We start from the raw sequence: 19,444 nt of genomic DNA, 5'->3' as shown, positions 1-19,444 counted from the left end.
TTTTCGGTTCCGAACATGATCAAATCGACGCATTTGGATTATAAAGGAAATAAATACGGCAACGAAACCTCGCACTATTTCTTAACCGGAGGTTACGTTTTTGATTTGTCGGACAATGTCAAATTCAAACCTTTCGCTATGGTGAAAACCGCTTTTGGCGCTCCGGTGTCTTATGACATCTCGACGAATTTCTTATTCAATGAGAAGTTTGAGATTGGTGCTACGTACCGCAAAGAAGACAGTTTCGGAGCGATGGTGAATTATGCCATTAGCCCGAACCTCAGAATCGGTTATGCTTACGACCACATCATCTCAGATCTGAAAGTAACCACGCCATCTTCGCACGAGGTCATTTTGTTATTCGACTTAAATTTCCCGAAAAAAGTATCACAATCACCTAGATATTTCTAAAAAATAAAGTACAATCCAACATGAAAAAAACTTATATCGCATTGCTTTTCATCGCAACCACGAATCTTTTCGCCCAAAATGCCAACACCCAAAAAGCCGATCAGTATTTCAACCAATACGAATATGTGAATGCTGCCAACGCCTACCTCAAACTCGTTGACAATGGCAAAGCCGACGGTTATGTCTACAAACAACTTGCGGATTCTTACTTCAATATGTTCAATACCTCCGAGGCCGCAAAATGGTATGCCAAGGCTACGCAGAGCAAACAGGATGCAGAAACTTACTACCGTTATGCGCAAATGCTCAAAGCGAATGGCAAGTACGAAGATGCGAACAAACAAATGCAGCAGTTTGCGAATCTGGTTCCGAACGACCAGCGCGCGAAAACCTTTAAGGAAAACCCGAATTACGTTCCGAAACTGTTTGATGTATCTAAATTGTACGAAGTCAAAGCCGGCACTTTCAATACCGACAAATCTGATTTCGGAGCCGTTTTGAACAACAACAAGATCTATTTTACGAGTACACGAAACAATTCCAGAAAAGATTACGGTTGGAATAAAGAACCCTATCTTGATTTATACCAAGCCGATTTCAATACTGACGGAACCGTTGGCAATGTCAATAATATCTCAGATCTGAACTCCAAATACCATGACGGTCCGGCAACACTTACCGCCGATGGCAATACGATTTATTTTGCGAGCGACAGTTTCCGCGAATCGTCTTTCGAAAAAGACAAAAAGAACAACCTGAAATTGGGTAAAAACAACTTGTTCACCGCTACGAAATCAGGAAATGGTTGGGGAAAAGTGACTTCATTGCCTTTCAACAGCAACGATTATTCTACGAGCAACCCAAGTTTGAGCACCGACGGAAAAACGCTATACTTTTCGTCCAACATGCCCGGAAGTCTTGGCGGTGTCGATATTTGGAAAGTAGCCGTGAATGCTGACGGAACTTTCGGAAAACCTGAAAATTTAGGCGCAAAAGTCAACACCGAAGGCAACGAGAGCTTCCCTTTCATCGCTGATGACAATACCACACTTTACTATGCTTCAAGCGGGAAACCAGGCTTGGGCGGCATGGATATTTTTCAGGCCGATCTCAAAAGCGGAACCGAAGCGACCAATCTCGGAAAACCGATCAATACGGAGAAAGATGACTTCGCCTTCACATACAATAAAAGCCAGAACATCGGATTCTTATCGAGCAACCGCAATGGAAACGATGATATTTTTGAAGTGCACACCATCTGCAACGTCGATGTCGTAACGGCTGTAACCAACGCCAAAACCGGAGCGATATTGGCCAATGCCAGCGTATCAATTCTTGATGATAAGAAAAATGTGATTGCTACCGAAAAATCGAACGACAAAGGAATCGTAAGTTACAAAGTGGATTGCAACAAATCGTATGCGATTATGGCAGCCAAAGACGGTTTTGAAAGCAATACGTTTGAAGTTGCGAAAAGCAAAGGTGGAACGAGCAGCATCACAGCCGCATTACAACCAATAGATGTAATTGTTACGGAAACCGAAATCATCCTGAACCCGATTTATTTTGAATACAACAAAAGCAACATCACTCAGGAAGGCGCTAATGAATTGGATAAATTGGTGCAGGTTTTAAAGAGCAATCAGAAACTGGTTATCTTGGCAAAATCGCATACCGATAACCGTGGAAGCGATGCCTACAATCTGAGTTTATCCGACCGAAGAGCCAAAGCTACAGCGCAATACGTCATTTCCAAAGGTATTGCCGAATATAGGATTTCAGGAAAAGGAATGGGTGAAACCGAGCCTAAAATTGATTGTAAAGAAAACTGCACCGAAGAACAGCATGCGGCCAACCGACGTTCTGAGTTTTTGATTGTAAAATAAGATTCACTCCATAGCAATTACCCTACTACTAAATATCAATTCAGTAGTAGGGTTTTTCTTTGATATGCTGTTGCTTATTGTTTATTTGTTTATTATTACAATGATTTTCAAGGCATTCTATCAAAAGTTTAAAAAATATTATCTTTCCAAAATTTTGATATTGAGTTAATTAATCTATTTTTACTTCCAATAAAATGAACTAACATCATGAAAAATACATTACTCCTATTTTTTGTTTTTATTTTTTTTAACAGTTTTGGACAAAATGCTTTATGGAATAAGGTTTCTGAAGAAGCCACAAAATCATTAACTAAAATGGATCGTGCTTCGATGCCATCTAAGTATGAATTGTATTCTTTAAATTTAGATTTGCTTAAATCGCGTTTATTGCAAGCCCCTTTAGATACTAGTGCTACTAATTCAAATGTGATCATTGCTTTTCCAAATCCGAAAGGAGCATTGGAAGATTATAAAATTTATGAAGCTCCTATTATGGAGAAAGGATTAGCAGATAAATTTCCAAATTTAAAGACATACATAGGAAAAAACACCAAAAATTCTGCTGAAACCATACGGTTTAGTATTACTGTTTTTGGTTTACATGTCATGTCATTATCGGGTGAAAACGGAACTTTTTATATTGATACCTATACCAAAGATCTAAGCAAATATATTGTATACAAAAGACAAGATATCACTCCAACAAAATCTTTTCATTGTGATGTTATCGACTCCTCTTCCAAAGAGGTTAAATCGATTGAAGGTGCGATTCAAAACAGAGCAAGTGATAGCTTTTTTAGAACCTATCGTTTAGCCATGGCTTGTACTGTTGAATATGCAGCTTTTCATATCACAGCGGCGGGATTAACAGGCGGAACTTTAGCGCAAAAAAAAGCGGCAGTTTTATCGGCTATGATCATTACGATGGCACGTGTTAATGGTGTGTTTGAAAATGATATGTCGTTAAGAATGAATTTAGTAGCCAACAATGATTTGATTATTTTTGTTGATGCAGATAGTTTCGATAATTCGAATTCAACCACATTGATTGATCAAAGTCAATCTGTAATTGACGCGACTATCGGTTCTGCAAATTATGATATTGGTCATACTGTTAGTACTGGAGGCGGAGGTCTTGCTCAGTTGAACGCTCCTTGCGGAAGTGGTAAAGCAAGAGGAATTACAGGGCAAGGTTCGCCCGTTGGAGATCCTTTTGATATTGATTATGTAGCACACGAAATGGGTCACCAGTGGGGCGGAAATCATACACAAAACAATGCGTGTAATCGAAATGCGACTACCGCAGTAGAACCAGGAAGTGCTTCAACCATAATGGGTTATGCAGGAATTTGTGCGCCCAATGTTCAAAGCAATTCAGATGTTTATTTTCATACTGTAAGTATTACCGAAATGTCTGCATTTATTGCCGGAACTGGAGGAACTTGTGCGGTTGCAACTGCTAATGGTAATGCTGCTCCACTCGCAAATGCAGGAATTGATTATACCATACCAAAAGGAACGGCTTTTATTTTAAAGGGAACTGGTTCTGATCCCAACGGAGATGCTTTAACTTATTGTTGGGAGCAAACAAACAATCAAACGAGTACGCAACCACCCACGCAAACGGCCACAACGGGTCCAAATTTTAGATCTATTGCACCATCAACTTCACCAAACAGATACATGCCACCTTTGGCAAGTGTGGTTGCAAATGTTTTAAATCCAACTTGGGAAGTAGTACCAACAGTTGCTCGAACCATGAATTTTGCTTTAACAGTGAGAGACAACAGAACGCCAAATGGTGGTCAAACTAAAAGAGACGATATGCTGCTTACTGTTGCTAATGTGGGCCCTTTTTTAGTGACTAGCCCAAATACCGCAGTGTCTTATATTGGAAATGTGTCGCAAACAATCACATGGGATGTGGCCGGAACTACTGCAAACGGAATTAATTGCGCCAATGTAGACATCCTTTTATCAACCAATGGTGGACTTACTTTTCCTATAACTTTAGTTGCAGGAACTCCGAATGATGGTAGTCAATCGGTTACTATTCCTAATGCTCCGGGCACTACCAATCGTATTATGATTGCGGGTTCTAATCATATTTTTTATGATGTATCTAATACTAACTTTACCATTACCGCCGGAACTGCAGACACTACCGCTCCGACACCTCCTACTCTTGTCGCTTCTAACACTACTTCAAGTTCAACGGTACTGAGTTGGTCTGGAGCAACAGATAACATTGCAATCACCAGTTATTCCATTTTTAGAAATGCCGTACTCATAGGCACGACAACCAGTAATACTTTTACCGTAACTGGCTTGAGTGTCGCAACTGCTTACTCTTTTACAGTGAAAGCAAGTGACGCCGATGGAAATCTTTCTATTAATAGCAATTCCGTGAGCGTGACCACCCTTTCGGTCGACACCACGCCGCCTTCAGCACCTGTCTTGAGCAACAGTTTGACAGGTATTAATTCTACTTTTCTTTCTTGGACAGCCGCTACAGATAATGTTGCAGTTGTGAGTTATGACGTGTACAAAAACGGAGTGTTTTTAGCCAATACAACCACAACATCTTATTTGGTGAATGGATTGTCTGCCGCAACATCATACACTTTTTATGTAAGAGCAAAAGATGCCGCTGGAAATGCCTCTTCGAACAGCAATGTTGTAAATGTTACCACACAAGCGCCTGATGTGACGCCCCCAACACCACCGACATTAACTGCATCTTCAACCGCGTCTACGTCAACCGTGCTTTCGTGGTCTGGTGCTACAGACAATATTGGTGTTTCTGCTTACGATGTATATCGCGGTGCTACACTAATCGGTACCACTGCAGCTACAACATTTAATGTGACGGGATTAACACCACTAACTCCGTATTCCTTTTCAGTAAAAGCAAAAGACGCCTCTGGAAATGTTTCCGTTTCAAGTAATGTAGTTTCCATTACAACAGGCGAATTTACTTATTGTACTTCTCAAGGAAATAGTGTCACCGATGAATTAATCGGGAATGTAACATTAGGAACGATCAACAATACATCCACTGGAGGTTCGGGATATACAGATTTTACCAACATCTCTACAAGTTTAGTCGTAGGAACTGCACAGACTATTACGATCACACCAACATGGACAGGTACTGTTTATCCTGAAGGTTATGCCGTATTTATAGACTACAATCGAGATGGAGATTTTATTGATAGTGGGGAAACAATTTTCACCAGAGCAGCCACAACTTCAACACCAATTAGTGGCACCTTTACAATTCCATCAACGGCGACCATTGGAACAACAAGAATGCGTGTATCCTTAAAATACAATGGTATTCCTACTGCATGTGAAACTTATTCTTACGGACAAGTAGAGGATTACACCGTGGTTCTGGTTGCACCATCAACGGAAACAACATTGAATCTTAAATTATTCATCGAGGGTTTTTATGACAATTCCGTTCATGCCATGAGACCGGTCAAGATGAATCAGGGAATCGGAGCAAACGCTACCGACGTTGACACTATTAGCGTGGAATTGAGAAATGCGGTGACTTATGCATTGGTAGCCACAGCAAACGCCACTTTGCATACCGATGGAACTGTAGTCTGTTCGTTTCCTACTTCCCCTTCCGGATCATTTTATATTGCTGTGAAACACCGAAGTGCCATACAAACCTGGAGCAATGCTCCTGTGACTTTGGGTGCCGTTGCGGCAAGTTACGATTTCACCAATGTTTCGTCCAAAGCTTATGCTTCCAACATGCGTCAGCTGGAGCCAAACGTCTGGGGATTTTACAACGGCGATATTAATCAGGATGAAGTTGTCGATAATTCTGATTCTACGGATTTATTTATCGACATTGAGAATTCTTCCTTTGGATACTTGACCACAGATCTCAACGGAGACGGCGCTATAGACAATTCCGACACGGACGACTTTTTCATCAATATCGAAAATTCTGTGTATTCCAACCATCCATAATCTAGGGTTAGGAAAAGGAATGATTCGTTGTTTTATAATCTTATGTTAATTCTTCTCGAATTGCACCTTGCCTATTTGTTGCCTAAAAAGAGATAGTATACATTTGAGGTCAAATACAAAATTATGGCGCGATTCAAGGAAAACGATTTGCCTAAAGCAAAAATCACAGCGACTTCACTACAAAAAGCAACCCTGATTTTTCAGTTTGCCGGCAATCATCGTTGGAAATTCTATGTCGGTTTGGTGTTTCTTTTGCTGACTGGCGGAACGGCTTTGGCTTTTCCGAAACTCATGGGAATGCTCGTCGATTGTGTCAAAAACAAAGACACGATAATGGCCAATAACATCGCGCTAGGCTTGGTAGCCATTTTATTTTTGCAATCCTTTTTCTCTTTTTTCAGGTTGTCGTTGTTCGTCAATTTCACCGAAAACACTTTAGCAAATCTGCGTCTGAAATTATACAGCAACTTGGTCAAATTACCGATGTCATTCTTTTCTCAAAAACGCGTCGGAGAACTCAACAGCCGCATCAGTTCTGACATTACACAAATTCAGGATACGCTGACTTCAACCATCGCGGAATTTTTAAGGCAATTCATCTTAATCATCGGCGGTGTAATTTTACTCGCAAGTGAAAGTTTCAAACTAACATTATTAATGCTTTCCGTAGTGCCTTTGGTTGCAGTTGCTGCTGTGGTATTTGGACGGTTCATTCGCCGTTATTCCAAAAAAGTACAGGATCAGGTCGCCGAAAGCCAAGTGATTGTAGAGGAAACCATGCAAGGCATCAGTATCGTGAAAGCTTTTGCGAATGAATGGTACGAAATCGCACGCTACAACGGTAAAATCAAAGACGTCGTGAAACTCGCGATCAAAGGCGGACAATACCGTGGCTATTTTGCTTCTTTCATTATTTTCTGCTTGTTCGGATCGATTGTTTCTGTGGTTTGGTATGGCGTGAAACTCAGCATCACGGGCGAAATGAGCGTCGGGCAACTGATTTCCTTTGTCTTGTATTCCACTTTTGTAGGCGCTTCTTTTGGTGGTATTGCCGAATTGTATGCGCAAATCCAGAAAGCGATTGGCGCCACGGAACGCGTTTTTGAATTGCTCGAGGAAACACCCGAAAAAATCAACAGCGAAGAAGCCTTGGTGCATGAAAAAATAAAAGGCAACGTGACGTTCCAAAATGTAGCCTTCAGTTATCCGACAAGAAAAGAAATCAAAGTATTGAAAGACGTAACGTTCACCGCCAGTTTCGGACAAAAAATAGCGATTGTCGGGCCAAGCGGCGTTGGGAAATCGACCATAGCTTCACTTCTGCTTCGCTTTTATGACATCGAAGGTGGAAGCATCGAAATCGACGGAAAAAACATCTACGACTACAATCTCGAAACCTTACGGGGCAATATGAGTATCGTGCCGCAGGATGTGATTCTTTTTGGAGGCACGATCAAGGAAAACATCGCTTACGGAAAACCCGATGCGACCGATGCGGAAATCATGACTGCTGCCAGACAAGCCAATGCGCTCAATTTCATCGAAGGATTTCCCGAAAAAATGGAAACGGTGGTCGGCGAACGCGGCATCAAACTTTCGGGCGGACAACGCCAACGTATTGCTATTGCTCGGGCTTTGTTGAAAAACCCAAGTATTCTGATTCTCGACGAAGCCACTTCTTCACTCGACAGCGAAAGCGAAAAACTCGTGCAGGAAGCTTTAGAAATCTTAATGGAAGGAAGAACGAGCATCATCATCGCCCACCGTTTGTCTACGATCAGAACCGCCGATCAGATTCTAGTACTCGATGATGGAAAAATCACCGAACAAGGCACGCATCAGGAATTACTCGCATTGGAAAACGGTTTGTATAAAAACCTCAGCAATTTGCAGTTTAGCAATTCTTAAGGATTTTTTAAGTCAAAGTCTAGCGTTTTAAACTGAAGTGTGAGCGGAATTGTTTCATTTGGTTTTTCTCAAAATAATCGATCGTAAACCAATAATCTGTTGAGGGTAAGCGGTTTTCGTTGTAAGTTCCGTCCCAACCTGTTCCTAAGGTGCTGATTTGTTTGATCAATTTCCCATAACGGTCATAAATGTAAATCACACCCGGATGATCTTCTGGCAAACCGTCGATATTCCAAGTATCATGATAGCCGTCGTCGTTCGGGGTAAAATAATGCGGATAGCCAATCACATTGACAATTTCAATCAAATTCGTACAACCATCGGGATCGGTAACGGTAACGGTATGTTCGCCTAAACTGACATCATAAAATACGTTCGAAGACTGAACTGGCCCGCGATCTAATTGATAAAGATAATCGCCCGAACCAAAAACAGTCACCACGACCATTGGTGTTTCCGTGAAAGCTTCATAGCCTGAAGTCACCATCGCCTGCGCCGCTAAAGTAGCGGTAACCTGAGCAGAAACCGGAAATGAAACGCAACCCGTGCTGATATTGGTAGCGACCACTTCATAAGTACCAATCTGATCCGCATCATAAAAAGGAGCGTCAGCAGTCGGAAGTAGTGTATTATCTAACGTCCAGACAAAGGAATAACTTGCGTCCAAGCCAGTGTCTAATCTGTAAAGTCTTGACACCAGGTTGGTATTCTGGTTGATGCAAATCACCCCATCATAAAGCTCCGGAACTGGCAAAGGATTGACTTTTACAAGTATGTTTATTGGATTTCCGATACAACTATTGGCTGTCGGTGTTACGGTATACATGCCGTTTCCAACGCGATGTCCTGCAGTGGTTAAGGTCTGTGCAATCGTATTTCCTGTTCCGTCTTGTATGCCTACTACATTCACTTGCGCTGCTGTCCATGAAAAGGTTGTACCCGCAACCGAACTGTTTAAAGTGATGGCTGTCGTATCTCCTGAACACAATACTACGCTTGTATTAGAAGCCGTAACTACAGGTGTCGGTTTAATCGTCACTGGTGTTAAAGTTGTCGTTGAAGCACAACCGCCGCCCGCCGGAATCGTATAAGTGACCGAATAAGTTGCTGCCACGCTATTACTCGGAATGATGGCACCTGTGGTCGAATTGATTGAAAGCCCTGATGGTAAAGCACTAAATAAACCTCCAGTATAAGCATTTGTTCCTGACAGATTCACAATCTGTGCTGATGTTAAGGTGGCACAAAAAGGATCACCAGTATAGCTGATTGCTGCTGTAGGAATTGCGGTGATTTTTACTGTCGTATTGGTCGGTACCGTCGAACAACCTGCACTCGCCGGAACGAGATAAGTAACGGTATAAGTTCCTGCTACACTGGTATCGGGTATTATGGCTCCCGTATTCACATTGATTGAAAGTCCAGTAGGCTCGGCGCTGTAGATTCCTCCGGTATAAGCACTTGTTCCTGTCAAAGTCACCGATTGACCTGTAGTAAGTGATTTACAAAATGGCGTGCCTGCATAACTGATGGAAGCTGTTGGGACTGCAGTAATGATTACTGTATTGGTAACCGGAATTGCAGCACATCCGCCACTTGCCGGGATCAAATAAGTAGCCGTGTAAGTTCCTGCTATACTCGCACTTGGATTGATTGCTCCATTGGTAGCATTTATAGAAAGTCCTGCAGGCGTGGCGCTGAAAACACCTCCGACGTAAGCATTGGTTCCTGTCAAAGCAACCGATTGTCCTGTCGTTAGTGATTTACAAAATGGCGTACCTGAATAACTGATTGAAGCCGTTGGAACTGCTGTAATGATTACCGTAGTCGATGTTGAAACTGTCGCACATCCACCGCTGGCCGGAACGAGATAAGTGATCGTATAAGTTCCTGCTGTACTCGTATCAGGAATAATGGCTCCCGTATTCACATTGATTGAAAGTCCTGTTGGTGTGGCGCTGTAGGTTCCTCCTGTGTAAGCACTGGTTCCTGTTAAAGTCACTGGTTGAGCGGTAGTTAGTGATTTACAAAATGGTGTTCCTGCATAACTGATTGAAGCAGTCGGAACATTCGTTATGATAATAGTTGTGCTGACTTGTCCGCCTGAGCAACCTCCAAGTGCAGGGAAAGTATAAGCAACGTTATAAACACCGCCAAGACTTCCGCTCGGCACAATAACACCAGTACCCGAATTGATGGAAAGTCCACCCGGAGTCGCGCTGAAAGAACCTCCTGTGTAGGCATTCGTCCCTGTTAAAGTAACGGATTGTGCAGTCGTTAAAGATTTACAAAATGGAGTGCCGGAATAACTGATGGCAGCGGTAGGTAAATCTGCAACTCTCACCGTTGTGGTGGCTGGAACTGACGGACATCCACCATTAGAAGGAGCCAGATAAGTAACGGTATAGTTTCCGGCCAAACTTCCGCTCGGAACGATGTTTCCGGTTGAAGCACTAATCGAAAGCCCCGCGGGTGTTGCACTAAAAGCACCTCCGGTATAAGCATTGGTTCCCGTCAAAGTAACAGCTTGTGACGATGTTAAAGTAGAACAGAAAGGCGTTCCTGCATAACTGATCGTTGCCGTTGGAAGGGTCGTAATCGTTACATTGGTAGATGTTGAAAATGTTGAACAGCCAGCGCTGGCAGCAACTAAATAAGTAACGGTGTAAGTTCCTGCTACACTCAAACTTGGTACAATCGCACCCGAAGAAGCATTGATCGAAAGGCCCGCCGGAGTCGCACTAAAAATACCGCCTGTGTAAGCGTTGGTTCCTGTTAAAGCAACAATTTGTGACGATGTTAATGTTGAACAAAAAGGCGTACCCGCATAACTAATCGTAGCCGTTGGAACAGCAGTAATAACCACCGTAGCAGTAGCTGAAACCGTCGAACAGCCACTGCTGGCCGGAACCAGATAAGTGACGGCGTAAGTTCCTGCTGTACTTGCGCTGGGATTAATTGCTCCACTACTTGCGTTTATGGAAAGTCCTGTTGGCAAAGCGCTGAAAGTTCCGCCTGTATATGCATTCGTTCCTGTTAAAGTAACTGATTGGGCTGTAGTTAAGGATTTACAAAATGGTGTTCCTACATAACTGATCGAAGCAGTAGGAAGATTGGTAATCGTAACGGATGTCGTAGCCTGATTCCCTGCACATCCACCAATCGCTGGAAATGTGTAAGTAACTGTATATGTTCCTGCTAAACTTCCACTTGGAACAATCGCTCCGGTTCCCGAATTGATCGAAAGTCCTGCTGGAGTTGCGCTAAAAACACCGCCTGTGTAAGCGTTGGTTCCTGTTAAAGCAACAGTTTGTGACGATGTTAATGTTGAACAAAAAGGCGTACCCGCATAACTAATCGCGGCCGTTGGAACAGCAGTAATCACCACCGTAGCAGTAGCTGAAACCGTCGAACAGCCACCAGTGGCCGGAACCAGATAAGTGACGGCGTACGTTCCAGCTGTGCTCGCGCTAGGATTAATTACTCCACTACTTGCGTTTATAGAAAGTCCTGCCGGCAAAGCACTGAAAGTTCCTCCGGTGTAGGCATTCGTTCCTATTAAAGTAACTGATTGGGCTGCAGTCAAAGATTTACAAAATGGCGTGCCTGAATAACTAATGTTTGCGGTAGGAAGATTAGTAATCATAACTGATGTAGTTGCCTGATTGCCTGCGCATCCACCGACGGCTGGAAATGTATAGGTGACTGTATACGTGCCTGCTAAACTTCCACTGGGCACAATCGCTCCGGTACCCGAATTGATCGAAAGCCCTGCCGGAGTCGCACTAAAAACACCACCTGTATAAGCGTTAGTTCCTGTTAAAGCAACAGTTTGTGACGATGTTAATGTTGAACAAAATGGCGTACCCGCATAACTAATCGTAGCCGTCGGAACAGCAGTAATAACCACCGTAGCAGTAGCTGAAACCGTCGAACAGCCACCAGTGGCCGGAACCAGATAAGTTACTGTGTACGTTCCAGCTGTGCTCGCGCTAGGATTAATTACTCCACTACTTGCGTTTATAGAAAGTCCTGCTGGCAAAGCACTGAAAGTTCCTCCGGTGTAGGCATTCGTTCCTATTAAAGTAACTGATTGGGCTGCAGTCAAAGATTTACAAAATGGCGTCCCTGCATAACTGATTGAAGCGGTAGGAACATTAGTAATCGTAACTGATGTAGTTGCCTGATTGCCCGGACATCCGCCAACCGCTGGAAATGTGTAAGTAACTGTATACGTACCTGCTAGAGTTCCGCTAGGTACAATCGCTCCGGTGCCTGAATTGATTGAAAGCCCACCCGGTGAAGCACTGAAAGAACCTCCGGTATAAGCATTGTTTCCTGTTAAAGTAACTGGTTGTGCTGTGGTTGAGGATTTACAAAAAGGCGATCCTGTATAACTGATAGAAGCTGTAGGAACACTTGTAATTTTTAAGTTGGTTGTTACGGGAACAGCCGCACATCCGCTACTGGCCGGAACCAGATAAGTTACTGTGTACGTTCCAGCTGTGCTCGCGCTAGGATTAATTACTCCACTACTTGCGTTTATAGAAAGTCCTGCCGGCAAAGCACTGAAAGTTCCTCCGGTGTATGCATCGGTTCCTGTCAAAGCCACTGATTGAGATGTAGCAATGGATTTACAAAATGGTGTACCTGCATAACTAATCGACGCAGTAGGAAGCGCAGTAATTTTCACAGTAGTCGTTGTGGTAACCGTTGAGCATCCGCTACTGGCCGGCACTAAATATGAAATCGTGTAGGTTCCTGCCAAACTTCCGCTTGGTACAAACGCTCCTGTTAAGGAATTAATTGAAAGTCCTGCCGGTGTAGCGCTGAATGAACCTCCTGTATAAGCGTTAGTTCCTGTTAGAGTAACATTTTGCGGCGCTGTTAATGTAGTACAAAAAGGCGATCCTGTATAACTGATGATTGCTGTCGGAACGGCAGTGATTACTACCGTAGTAGTAGCTGTAACTGTAGTACATCCTCCGCTGGCCGGAACCAGATAAGTGACCGTATAAGTTCCTGCTGTACTTGCGCTTGGGTTGATGTTTCCACTAATGGCGCTTATGGAAAGTCCTGCTGGCAAAGCACTGAAAGTTCCGCCGGTGTATGCATTGGTTCCTGTTAATGTAACCGATTGCAAAGTATTTAAAGATCTACAAAAAGGTGTTCCTGCATAACTAATCGTGGCCGTTGGCAATAAAGTAACTTTGAGCACTCCGGATAAAGTGACTGCTGGCGTACAACCTCCAACGGTCGAAACAGTATAATTGAAAGTACCGCCTTGTGTCGGCGTTCCGCTTAAAGTATAAGCTCCCGCATTGAATGTTCCCGAAACACCAGTCGGCAAACCTGTTACACTGGCATTAGTGGCATTGGCTACCGTGTAAGCAATGGGCGTTATCACGGAATTGATACACAAAGTCTGATTGGTGTTTGCGACTGGAGAATTGAGCGTTATCGACGGCAATGGAGTAACGACAACCGTTTCAATGTCAGACAATGCCGTATTGCAACCGGACAAGCTAATTACTGTGGTAGTTAGTGTAGTATCAACGGTAATGGCATTGACGGTAACAGTGGCACTGCCCGTAGCGTTTAGCATCACCGTTTGATTTGCGCCACTATTGATATGGTAAGTTACTACGGCATTTGGGGTTCCTGTAATCGTATAAACGGCATTACTGCCATAACAAATAGGCGTTGTAGCCGTGATTCCGGTAAGCACAGGTGGCGTTGCAGAAGTCAAAACCACATTGGATGGTGTGGTGGTGCAACCTGTATAATTCGTCAAGATATTGGTATAATTTCCTGCGTCAAGTCCGGTGATGATGATCTGGCCCGCCGCATTACTTGTTGCAGGCGACGCTACAGGTACACCATCATCAGCATAGGAAACCTGATACAAAGTCAAAGGAGTAAGACCTGAAATGGTAATCTTCCCATTATTCGAGCTGCCGCAAGTAGGATTAGTTCCGGCACCCACCGGACAAACAATAGAACAATCGGTAGCACCAGCTCCGGGTAACCCTGCATTGGTTTGAGTCATCGAAATAAAACCTGCATCACCGTCATAGTTAGTGATTAATACCATATAAATTTCACCTACTAATGCATTAGGTATTACAGCGTATTCAATGGGATCAATTTTATAACTACAATCGATAACATTTCCACTACAATCGTGATCGTCGATGCAATCGCCCAACGTAAAATTAGCACAAGCCGAACTTTGGTTGGGGAAAGGACCCCAAATGGCAAAATCAACATCGAGCCCAGCTCCGGTCCCCCCTGCACCGGTTGTCTGCGAAATTTCTAATTCCAATCTTCCGGGAATAGCAACAGATAAATAATACCAAGCCGGATTGGGTGCGGTATCTAAACAAGTGTTATTGGTAATAACTGTAGGAGCATCGGGCACATTATCGCAACTGCTGAGATTCGGAAATTCTATCGAACCGCCAGCATCGGCGCAAAAAGGTTTGGCTCCCGGACATACTGCATTGGTTGGTGCTAGAATCGTATTAGGGGTAGGACTGCATGAAATGGTAGCTGCCCATCCGGTGTCTTGTACGCTACCGTCAGATACAAAAGTAATCGTGATGCAACCCGACGGATCGCTGGATAAAATCCCGTCTGAACAACCTACCGGAGAAAAATCTCCATAAGTTCCCAACAGCGGACCTGTGGTTCCTGTGCCGCTGTAGATTTTTAAAAAATCGCGGGGTTCGCCTTCCACATTGAAGGAGGTAAATTGAAGTTGTATGTAAGTTCCCGGCGTTGCAGGACAAAAAGTAATTTGGTAATTTTCGTTAGGTCCATAATTAGCTGCCGTACCACCAGAATCATAGAATGTTCCCGTACAAGTCGAAAAAATACCATTCTGCATCGTATAAGTCTGCGAATATGCCGTAAGAGAAACAAAAAATAAAAGCAGTAAAAATAATTTTCCCCTCATTTTTTTACTTAATTGGAAGTGCTATGGCACAGGCTGAATAGCTATAACATATTCAGAGCCATCTACCCTAACTAAAATTTTTGATTTTGCAGTCATTGTAAAATTGTACTTCAACGGATTGAACGATTTCGGATCAAAAACAACATCTCTTTTGAGGTTGGGATTGTATTTATTGATCAATTTCAAGCTAGAAAGCAATGGAATATCTTTTTTGCCATACTTGGAACCCTTGACATATTCAATTCTGTTAAGAAAATCGGTGACCATTTCCAACCGACCGGACTTCGAATTAAAAAACATAGCATCAGCCTGGTCTTGATATACTTCGCGAATGAAAGCATCAATTTGAGCTTTGGAATAATGTGGTTGTTGTAGTTGTAAAGCCATGGAAGCATTTTCTTGTAATCCAAAAGAACTGAATCCACAGAAAAGCAATAAGATTGTCACAATACAAATAATATTTTTCATTTTTACATTTTATTTTGAGACAAATATAAATATTTAACAAAAAATCTGACAAAATAATGTGATGTAAAATGTTAAATTAAGATATATTAAAAAACGGTAAGTACTGGAAAGCAAAGAATTCCAGAAAAATTAGTAATTTTCACATCGCAATTGGTAATAAAACTAAAATGAAAACCATCCTATTATTCCTACTGATGACTCCCGGCTTTGTTTTTTCACAAACCAAAAAAAGAATTGAAAAAACGACAGCAAAACCTTTCGAATTAGGCGTTATTGAAGAATTACAATCCAATATACTTTCTGAAAAAAGAATCCTGAACATCTATCTTCCTGAAGGTTACAATCAAAATGACACTATAAAATATCCTGTGATTTATTTGCTAGATGGCGGTGCTGACGAAGATTTCATCCATACGGTTGGATTGGTGCAATACAATACTTTTTCGTGGATCAACCGCATTCCAAAATCGATTGTCGTGGGAATTGCCAATACCGATCGCCGGCGGGATTTCACGTTTCCGACTTCGATTGAGGAAGATAAAAAACGACACCCAACGGTTGGCGGCTCGCAAAAATTCATCGATTTCATGGCTCAGGAATTACAGCCTTTCATACAAAAAAATTATAAAGCCAATCATTCAAAAATGATCATCGGGCAATCTTTAGGCGGTTTGCTCGCAACAGAAATTTTGTTTGAAAAACCAACATTGTTTGACACTTACATCATCATCAGCCCAAGTTTGTGGTGGAATGACGGCTCGATTCTAAAGCAAAATCCTGAAATTCTAAATGAAAATTTCAAACAAAAAACAGCAATCTATATTGGTGTAGGAAAAGAAGGTCTGGCACCTGCAAAAAATCCGCATGTGATGGAAATCGAAGCCAACATTTTAGCCGACAAACTCAAACAATCCAAAAACAAAAACGTCAAAGTCTATTTTGATTATATGCCTGAGGAAGACCACGCGACTTCATCGCATCCGGCGCTTTTCAATGCATTCAGGTTGTTGTATCCGAAGAAAAATTAACTCGGATTTCACCTATTCAATCCGTGAAAACCCGATAAATTCGTGGAATCTACGTTCGATTACTTTCCTTTTCTTCTGTCGCGTTCCGTTTTGATCAAAGTCAATTCGCGGCTGGTTTGTCCGGCAACCGAAGTGTTCTCTTCAGCGCGTCGGATTAAGTAAGGCATAACATCGCGCACCGGCCCAAACGGCAAATATTTCGCCACGTTATAACCATTCGAAGCCAGATTATAGCTGATGTTATCGCTCATACCGTACAATTGGCCGAACCAAACGCGCGGATCATTTTTCTGAATGCCTTTTTGATGCATCAGTTCCATGAGTTTATAGGAACTTTCTTCGTTATGTGTTCCGGCAAAAATCGCCATCGAATCTAAATGTTCGATCATATAATGCACCGAAGCGTCGTAGTTGATGTCGGTCGCTTCCTTCGAAACGCAAATCGGTGACGGATAACCTTTTTCTTCAGCGCGCGTATTTTCTTTTTCCATGTAGGCGCCTCGCACGAGTTTCATACCGATGTAAAAACCTTCCGCTTTGGCTTGTTCGTGTAGTTTTTCAAGGTAATCCAAACGATCCCAACGGTACATTTGCAAAGTGTTGAACACAATCGCTTTTTCTTTGTTGTATTTACGCATCATTTCTGTCACCAAATCATCGGCGGCATCCTGCATCCAGCTTTCTTCAGCATCAATTAATAACGCTACATCTTTCTGGTGCGCTTCTTTGCAAACGGTATCAAAACGCTCGACGACTTTATCCCATTCGCTTTGTTCACTGGCCGTCAACGGTTCTTTGGCACCCAGTTTTTCATACAAATCCAGACGTCCGAAACCTGTAGGTTTGAATACGGCAAATGGAATCGCTTTTTTTTCTTTGGCGAATTCGATTGTTTTCAACGTCATTTCCAACGCAGCATCGAATTGGGCTTCCTCTTCTTTGCCTTCGACTGAATAATCCAAAACGGACGAAACGCCTTTGGTAAACATTTTATCAACGACCGACAAACAGTCATTTTCATTGACTCCGCCACAGAAATGATCGAAAACCGTAGCGCGGATTAAACCTTCAACGGGCAAATGCGCTTTGATGGCGAAATTCGTAACGGCAGTCCCAATGCGGACTAACGGCTGACTATCGATCAATTTGAACAGGAAATAAGCGCGGTCTAATTCGGTATCACTTTTTAAAGAAAAGGCGACTTGCGTATCGTTGAAAATTTTTTCCATGGGAGTAGTTTGATGAACAAATATAACGAGTTTCGAAAAAATAATATTTAAAAAATCTATAGTTTTTTTGCGATATTGTGATTTTTAAACCCTTAAACAAGGTTTTTATTTATAATCCATTAGAAATGAATGCTTCCGAACGGGTTTGGGCAATATTTTTAATCATTCCGTTGAAAATAAAAAAATGAAACGGTAACATACTGTACCAATACAACCTGCCGAAAATGCCTCGGGGCCTGAATGTTGCTATCTGGTGTAAAACATCGTCTTCATCGATTCGAAATTCTAACCAAGCTTCGCCGGGAACCCGCATTTCGGCAAAAAGCAGCAAACGCCTGTTTTCTTTATCGGCCAAAAGGACACGCCAAAAATCTAACGCATCACCATTATCGAGATGATCCGGACTCGTTCTTCCCCTTCGCAGGCCAACACCGCCAAAGAGTTTGTCTATGAAGCCGCGCAATTGCCACATCCAGTTGCCGTAATACCAGCCTCGGTCGCCGCCAATCGCCCAGATATTCTCCAGCACCTGATTGACATTGTCGATTTTTATTTTTTTACTGTCTTTCAAACATCCAAAATTGGGCACCTGAATATAATGCGATAGATTTTTCTTAATCCTGCTGCTGACCAAACTATCTTTCCAACTCGAAATCACGAGGTTTTGCTCGATTTTTTCGAAAGCCAAAGTAATCGCATCAACATACGAAATCGGTTTAATGCCCAACATTTTCTGGAGGCGATTGTCTTTGCATACGACTTCTACTTTCATACTATCGACCAAATTCATCGCTAGTTTATAGGAAGTTGATGTCACGAAATAGAGCCAATACGAAGACAATTTCGGCGTCATAATCGGAACGGTAAGAATGGCCAATTTGATGCCGCGTGTCTTGGCATACAACTGCATCATTTGCTTGTAAGTGATGATGTTCGGCCCTCCGATATCAAACGATTCATTGAAGCAATCTGCTCTGTTTTGCACGCCTATCAAATACTGAATTACGTCTCGAATGGCAATCGGCTGTGTTTTGGTGAGCACCCATTTCGGGGTAACCATCACCGGAAGTTTTTCGCATAAATCCCTGATGATTTCAAACGAAGAACTTCCCGAACCTACAATAATTCCGGCCTTTAAAACCGTGAGATTGGGTTGACCAGCATACAGTATCTTCTCGACATTGTTTCTCGATAACATGTGCTTGGAAAGCTTCGGATCATTGACGATACCGCTCAAATAAATGACTTGCCTGATCTTCATATAAGCGGAATAGCGATTAAAATTCAGCGCTGTTTGGGTTTCCATAGTATCAAAATCACTAGTGGAACTCGACATCGAATGGATTAAAAAATAAGCTATATCAATATCTTTTGGGCAATGTTCAAACCGAACATCATCGAGAAAATCAACTTCCCAAATCGAGACTAAGCCCAACTTGTAAGCATCCAACCCCAACCTTCCGGCATCGCGCACGCAACAAACCACCTCGTGACCTTGCGCCAACAATTCGGGCAATAATCTTCGTCCTACATAACCGTTGGCTCCTGTGAGTAGTACTTTCATAA

General features: G+C 42.6%; 9 protein-coding genes. 5 read left to right on the top strand and 4 right to left on the bottom strand.

Features of this window, described 5'->3' with window-relative positions:
• The 4 genes from Q0058_RS13550 to Q0058_RS13535 form a co-directional block, all read left to right on the top strand.
• The coding region (locus Q0058_RS13550; protein WP_298224841.1) for a PorP/SprF family type IX secretion system membrane protein at positions 1–411 on the top strand (411 nt) is incomplete at its 5' end.
• Between the two features lie 20 nt (positions 412–431).
• On the top strand, positions 432–2,297 hold the full coding sequence (locus tag Q0058_RS13545) for an OmpA family protein (RefSeq protein ID WP_298224839.1): 1,866 nt from the start codon (positions 432–434) through the stop codon (positions 2,295–2,297).
• Positions 2,298–2,504: 207 nt separating this feature from the next.
• Entirely contained in the window at positions 2,505–6,287 is a 3,783-nt protein-coding gene (locus Q0058_RS13540) for a reprolysin-like metallopeptidase (protein WP_298224837.1), read from the top strand.
• Between the two features lie 123 nt (positions 6,288–6,410).
• Positions 6,411–8,195, top strand: a complete 1,785-nt coding sequence (locus Q0058_RS13535; protein WP_298224835.1) for an ABC transporter transmembrane domain-containing protein — start codon at positions 6,411–6,413, stop codon at positions 8,193–8,195.
• Positions 8,196–8,214: 19 nt separating this feature from the next.
• Here the strand turns inward: Q0058_RS13535 and Q0058_RS13530 are convergent, their stop codons facing one another.
• Together Q0058_RS13530 and Q0058_RS13525 are read right to left on the bottom strand one after the other, a co-directional pair.
• Complete coding sequence (locus Q0058_RS13530; RefSeq protein ID WP_298224833.1) at positions 8,215–15,153, bottom strand: T9SS type B sorting domain-containing protein; 6,939 nt, start codon at positions 15,151–15,153, stop codon at positions 8,215–8,217.
• 21 nt (positions 15,154–15,174) lie between these two features.
• Positions 15,175–15,621: a hypothetical protein gene (locus Q0058_RS13525; RefSeq protein ID WP_298224831.1), complete on the bottom strand. Its 447-nt coding sequence runs from the start codon at positions 15,619–15,621 to the stop codon at positions 15,175–15,177.
• Between the two features lie 167 nt (positions 15,622–15,788).
• On the opposite strand from Q0058_RS13525, the gene Q0058_RS13520 reads away from it, so the two are divergent.
• Positions 15,789–16,649, top strand: a complete 861-nt coding sequence (locus Q0058_RS13520) for an alpha/beta hydrolase-fold protein (RefSeq protein WP_298224829.1) — start codon at positions 15,789–15,791, stop codon at positions 16,647–16,649.
• A 59-nt stretch (positions 16,650–16,708) separates the two neighbouring features.
• On the opposite strand, the gene Q0058_RS13515 is transcribed toward Q0058_RS13520, so the two are convergent.
• Both Q0058_RS13515 and Q0058_RS13510 read right to left on the bottom strand, forming a co-directional pair.
• On the bottom strand, positions 16,709–17,878 hold the full coding sequence (locus Q0058_RS13515) for a proline dehydrogenase family protein (protein WP_298224827.1): 1,170 nt from the start codon (positions 17,876–17,878) through the stop codon (positions 16,709–16,711).
• 109 nt (positions 17,879–17,987) lie between these two features.
• Positions 17,988–19,442: an SDR family oxidoreductase gene (locus Q0058_RS13510; RefSeq protein ID WP_298224825.1), complete on the bottom strand. Its 1,455-nt coding sequence runs from the start codon at positions 19,440–19,442 to the stop codon at positions 17,988–17,990.
• Positions 19,443–19,444 lie beyond the last annotated feature (2 nt).

Source organism: Flavobacterium sp., from assembly GCF_027484705.1.
In the GTDB taxonomy this organism is placed as follows: Bacteria; Bacteroidota; Bacteroidia; order Flavobacteriales; family Flavobacteriaceae; genus Flavobacterium.
Note: the sequence above shows the minus strand (reverse complement) of the source record. Positions and strands in the feature narration are given on the sequence as shown.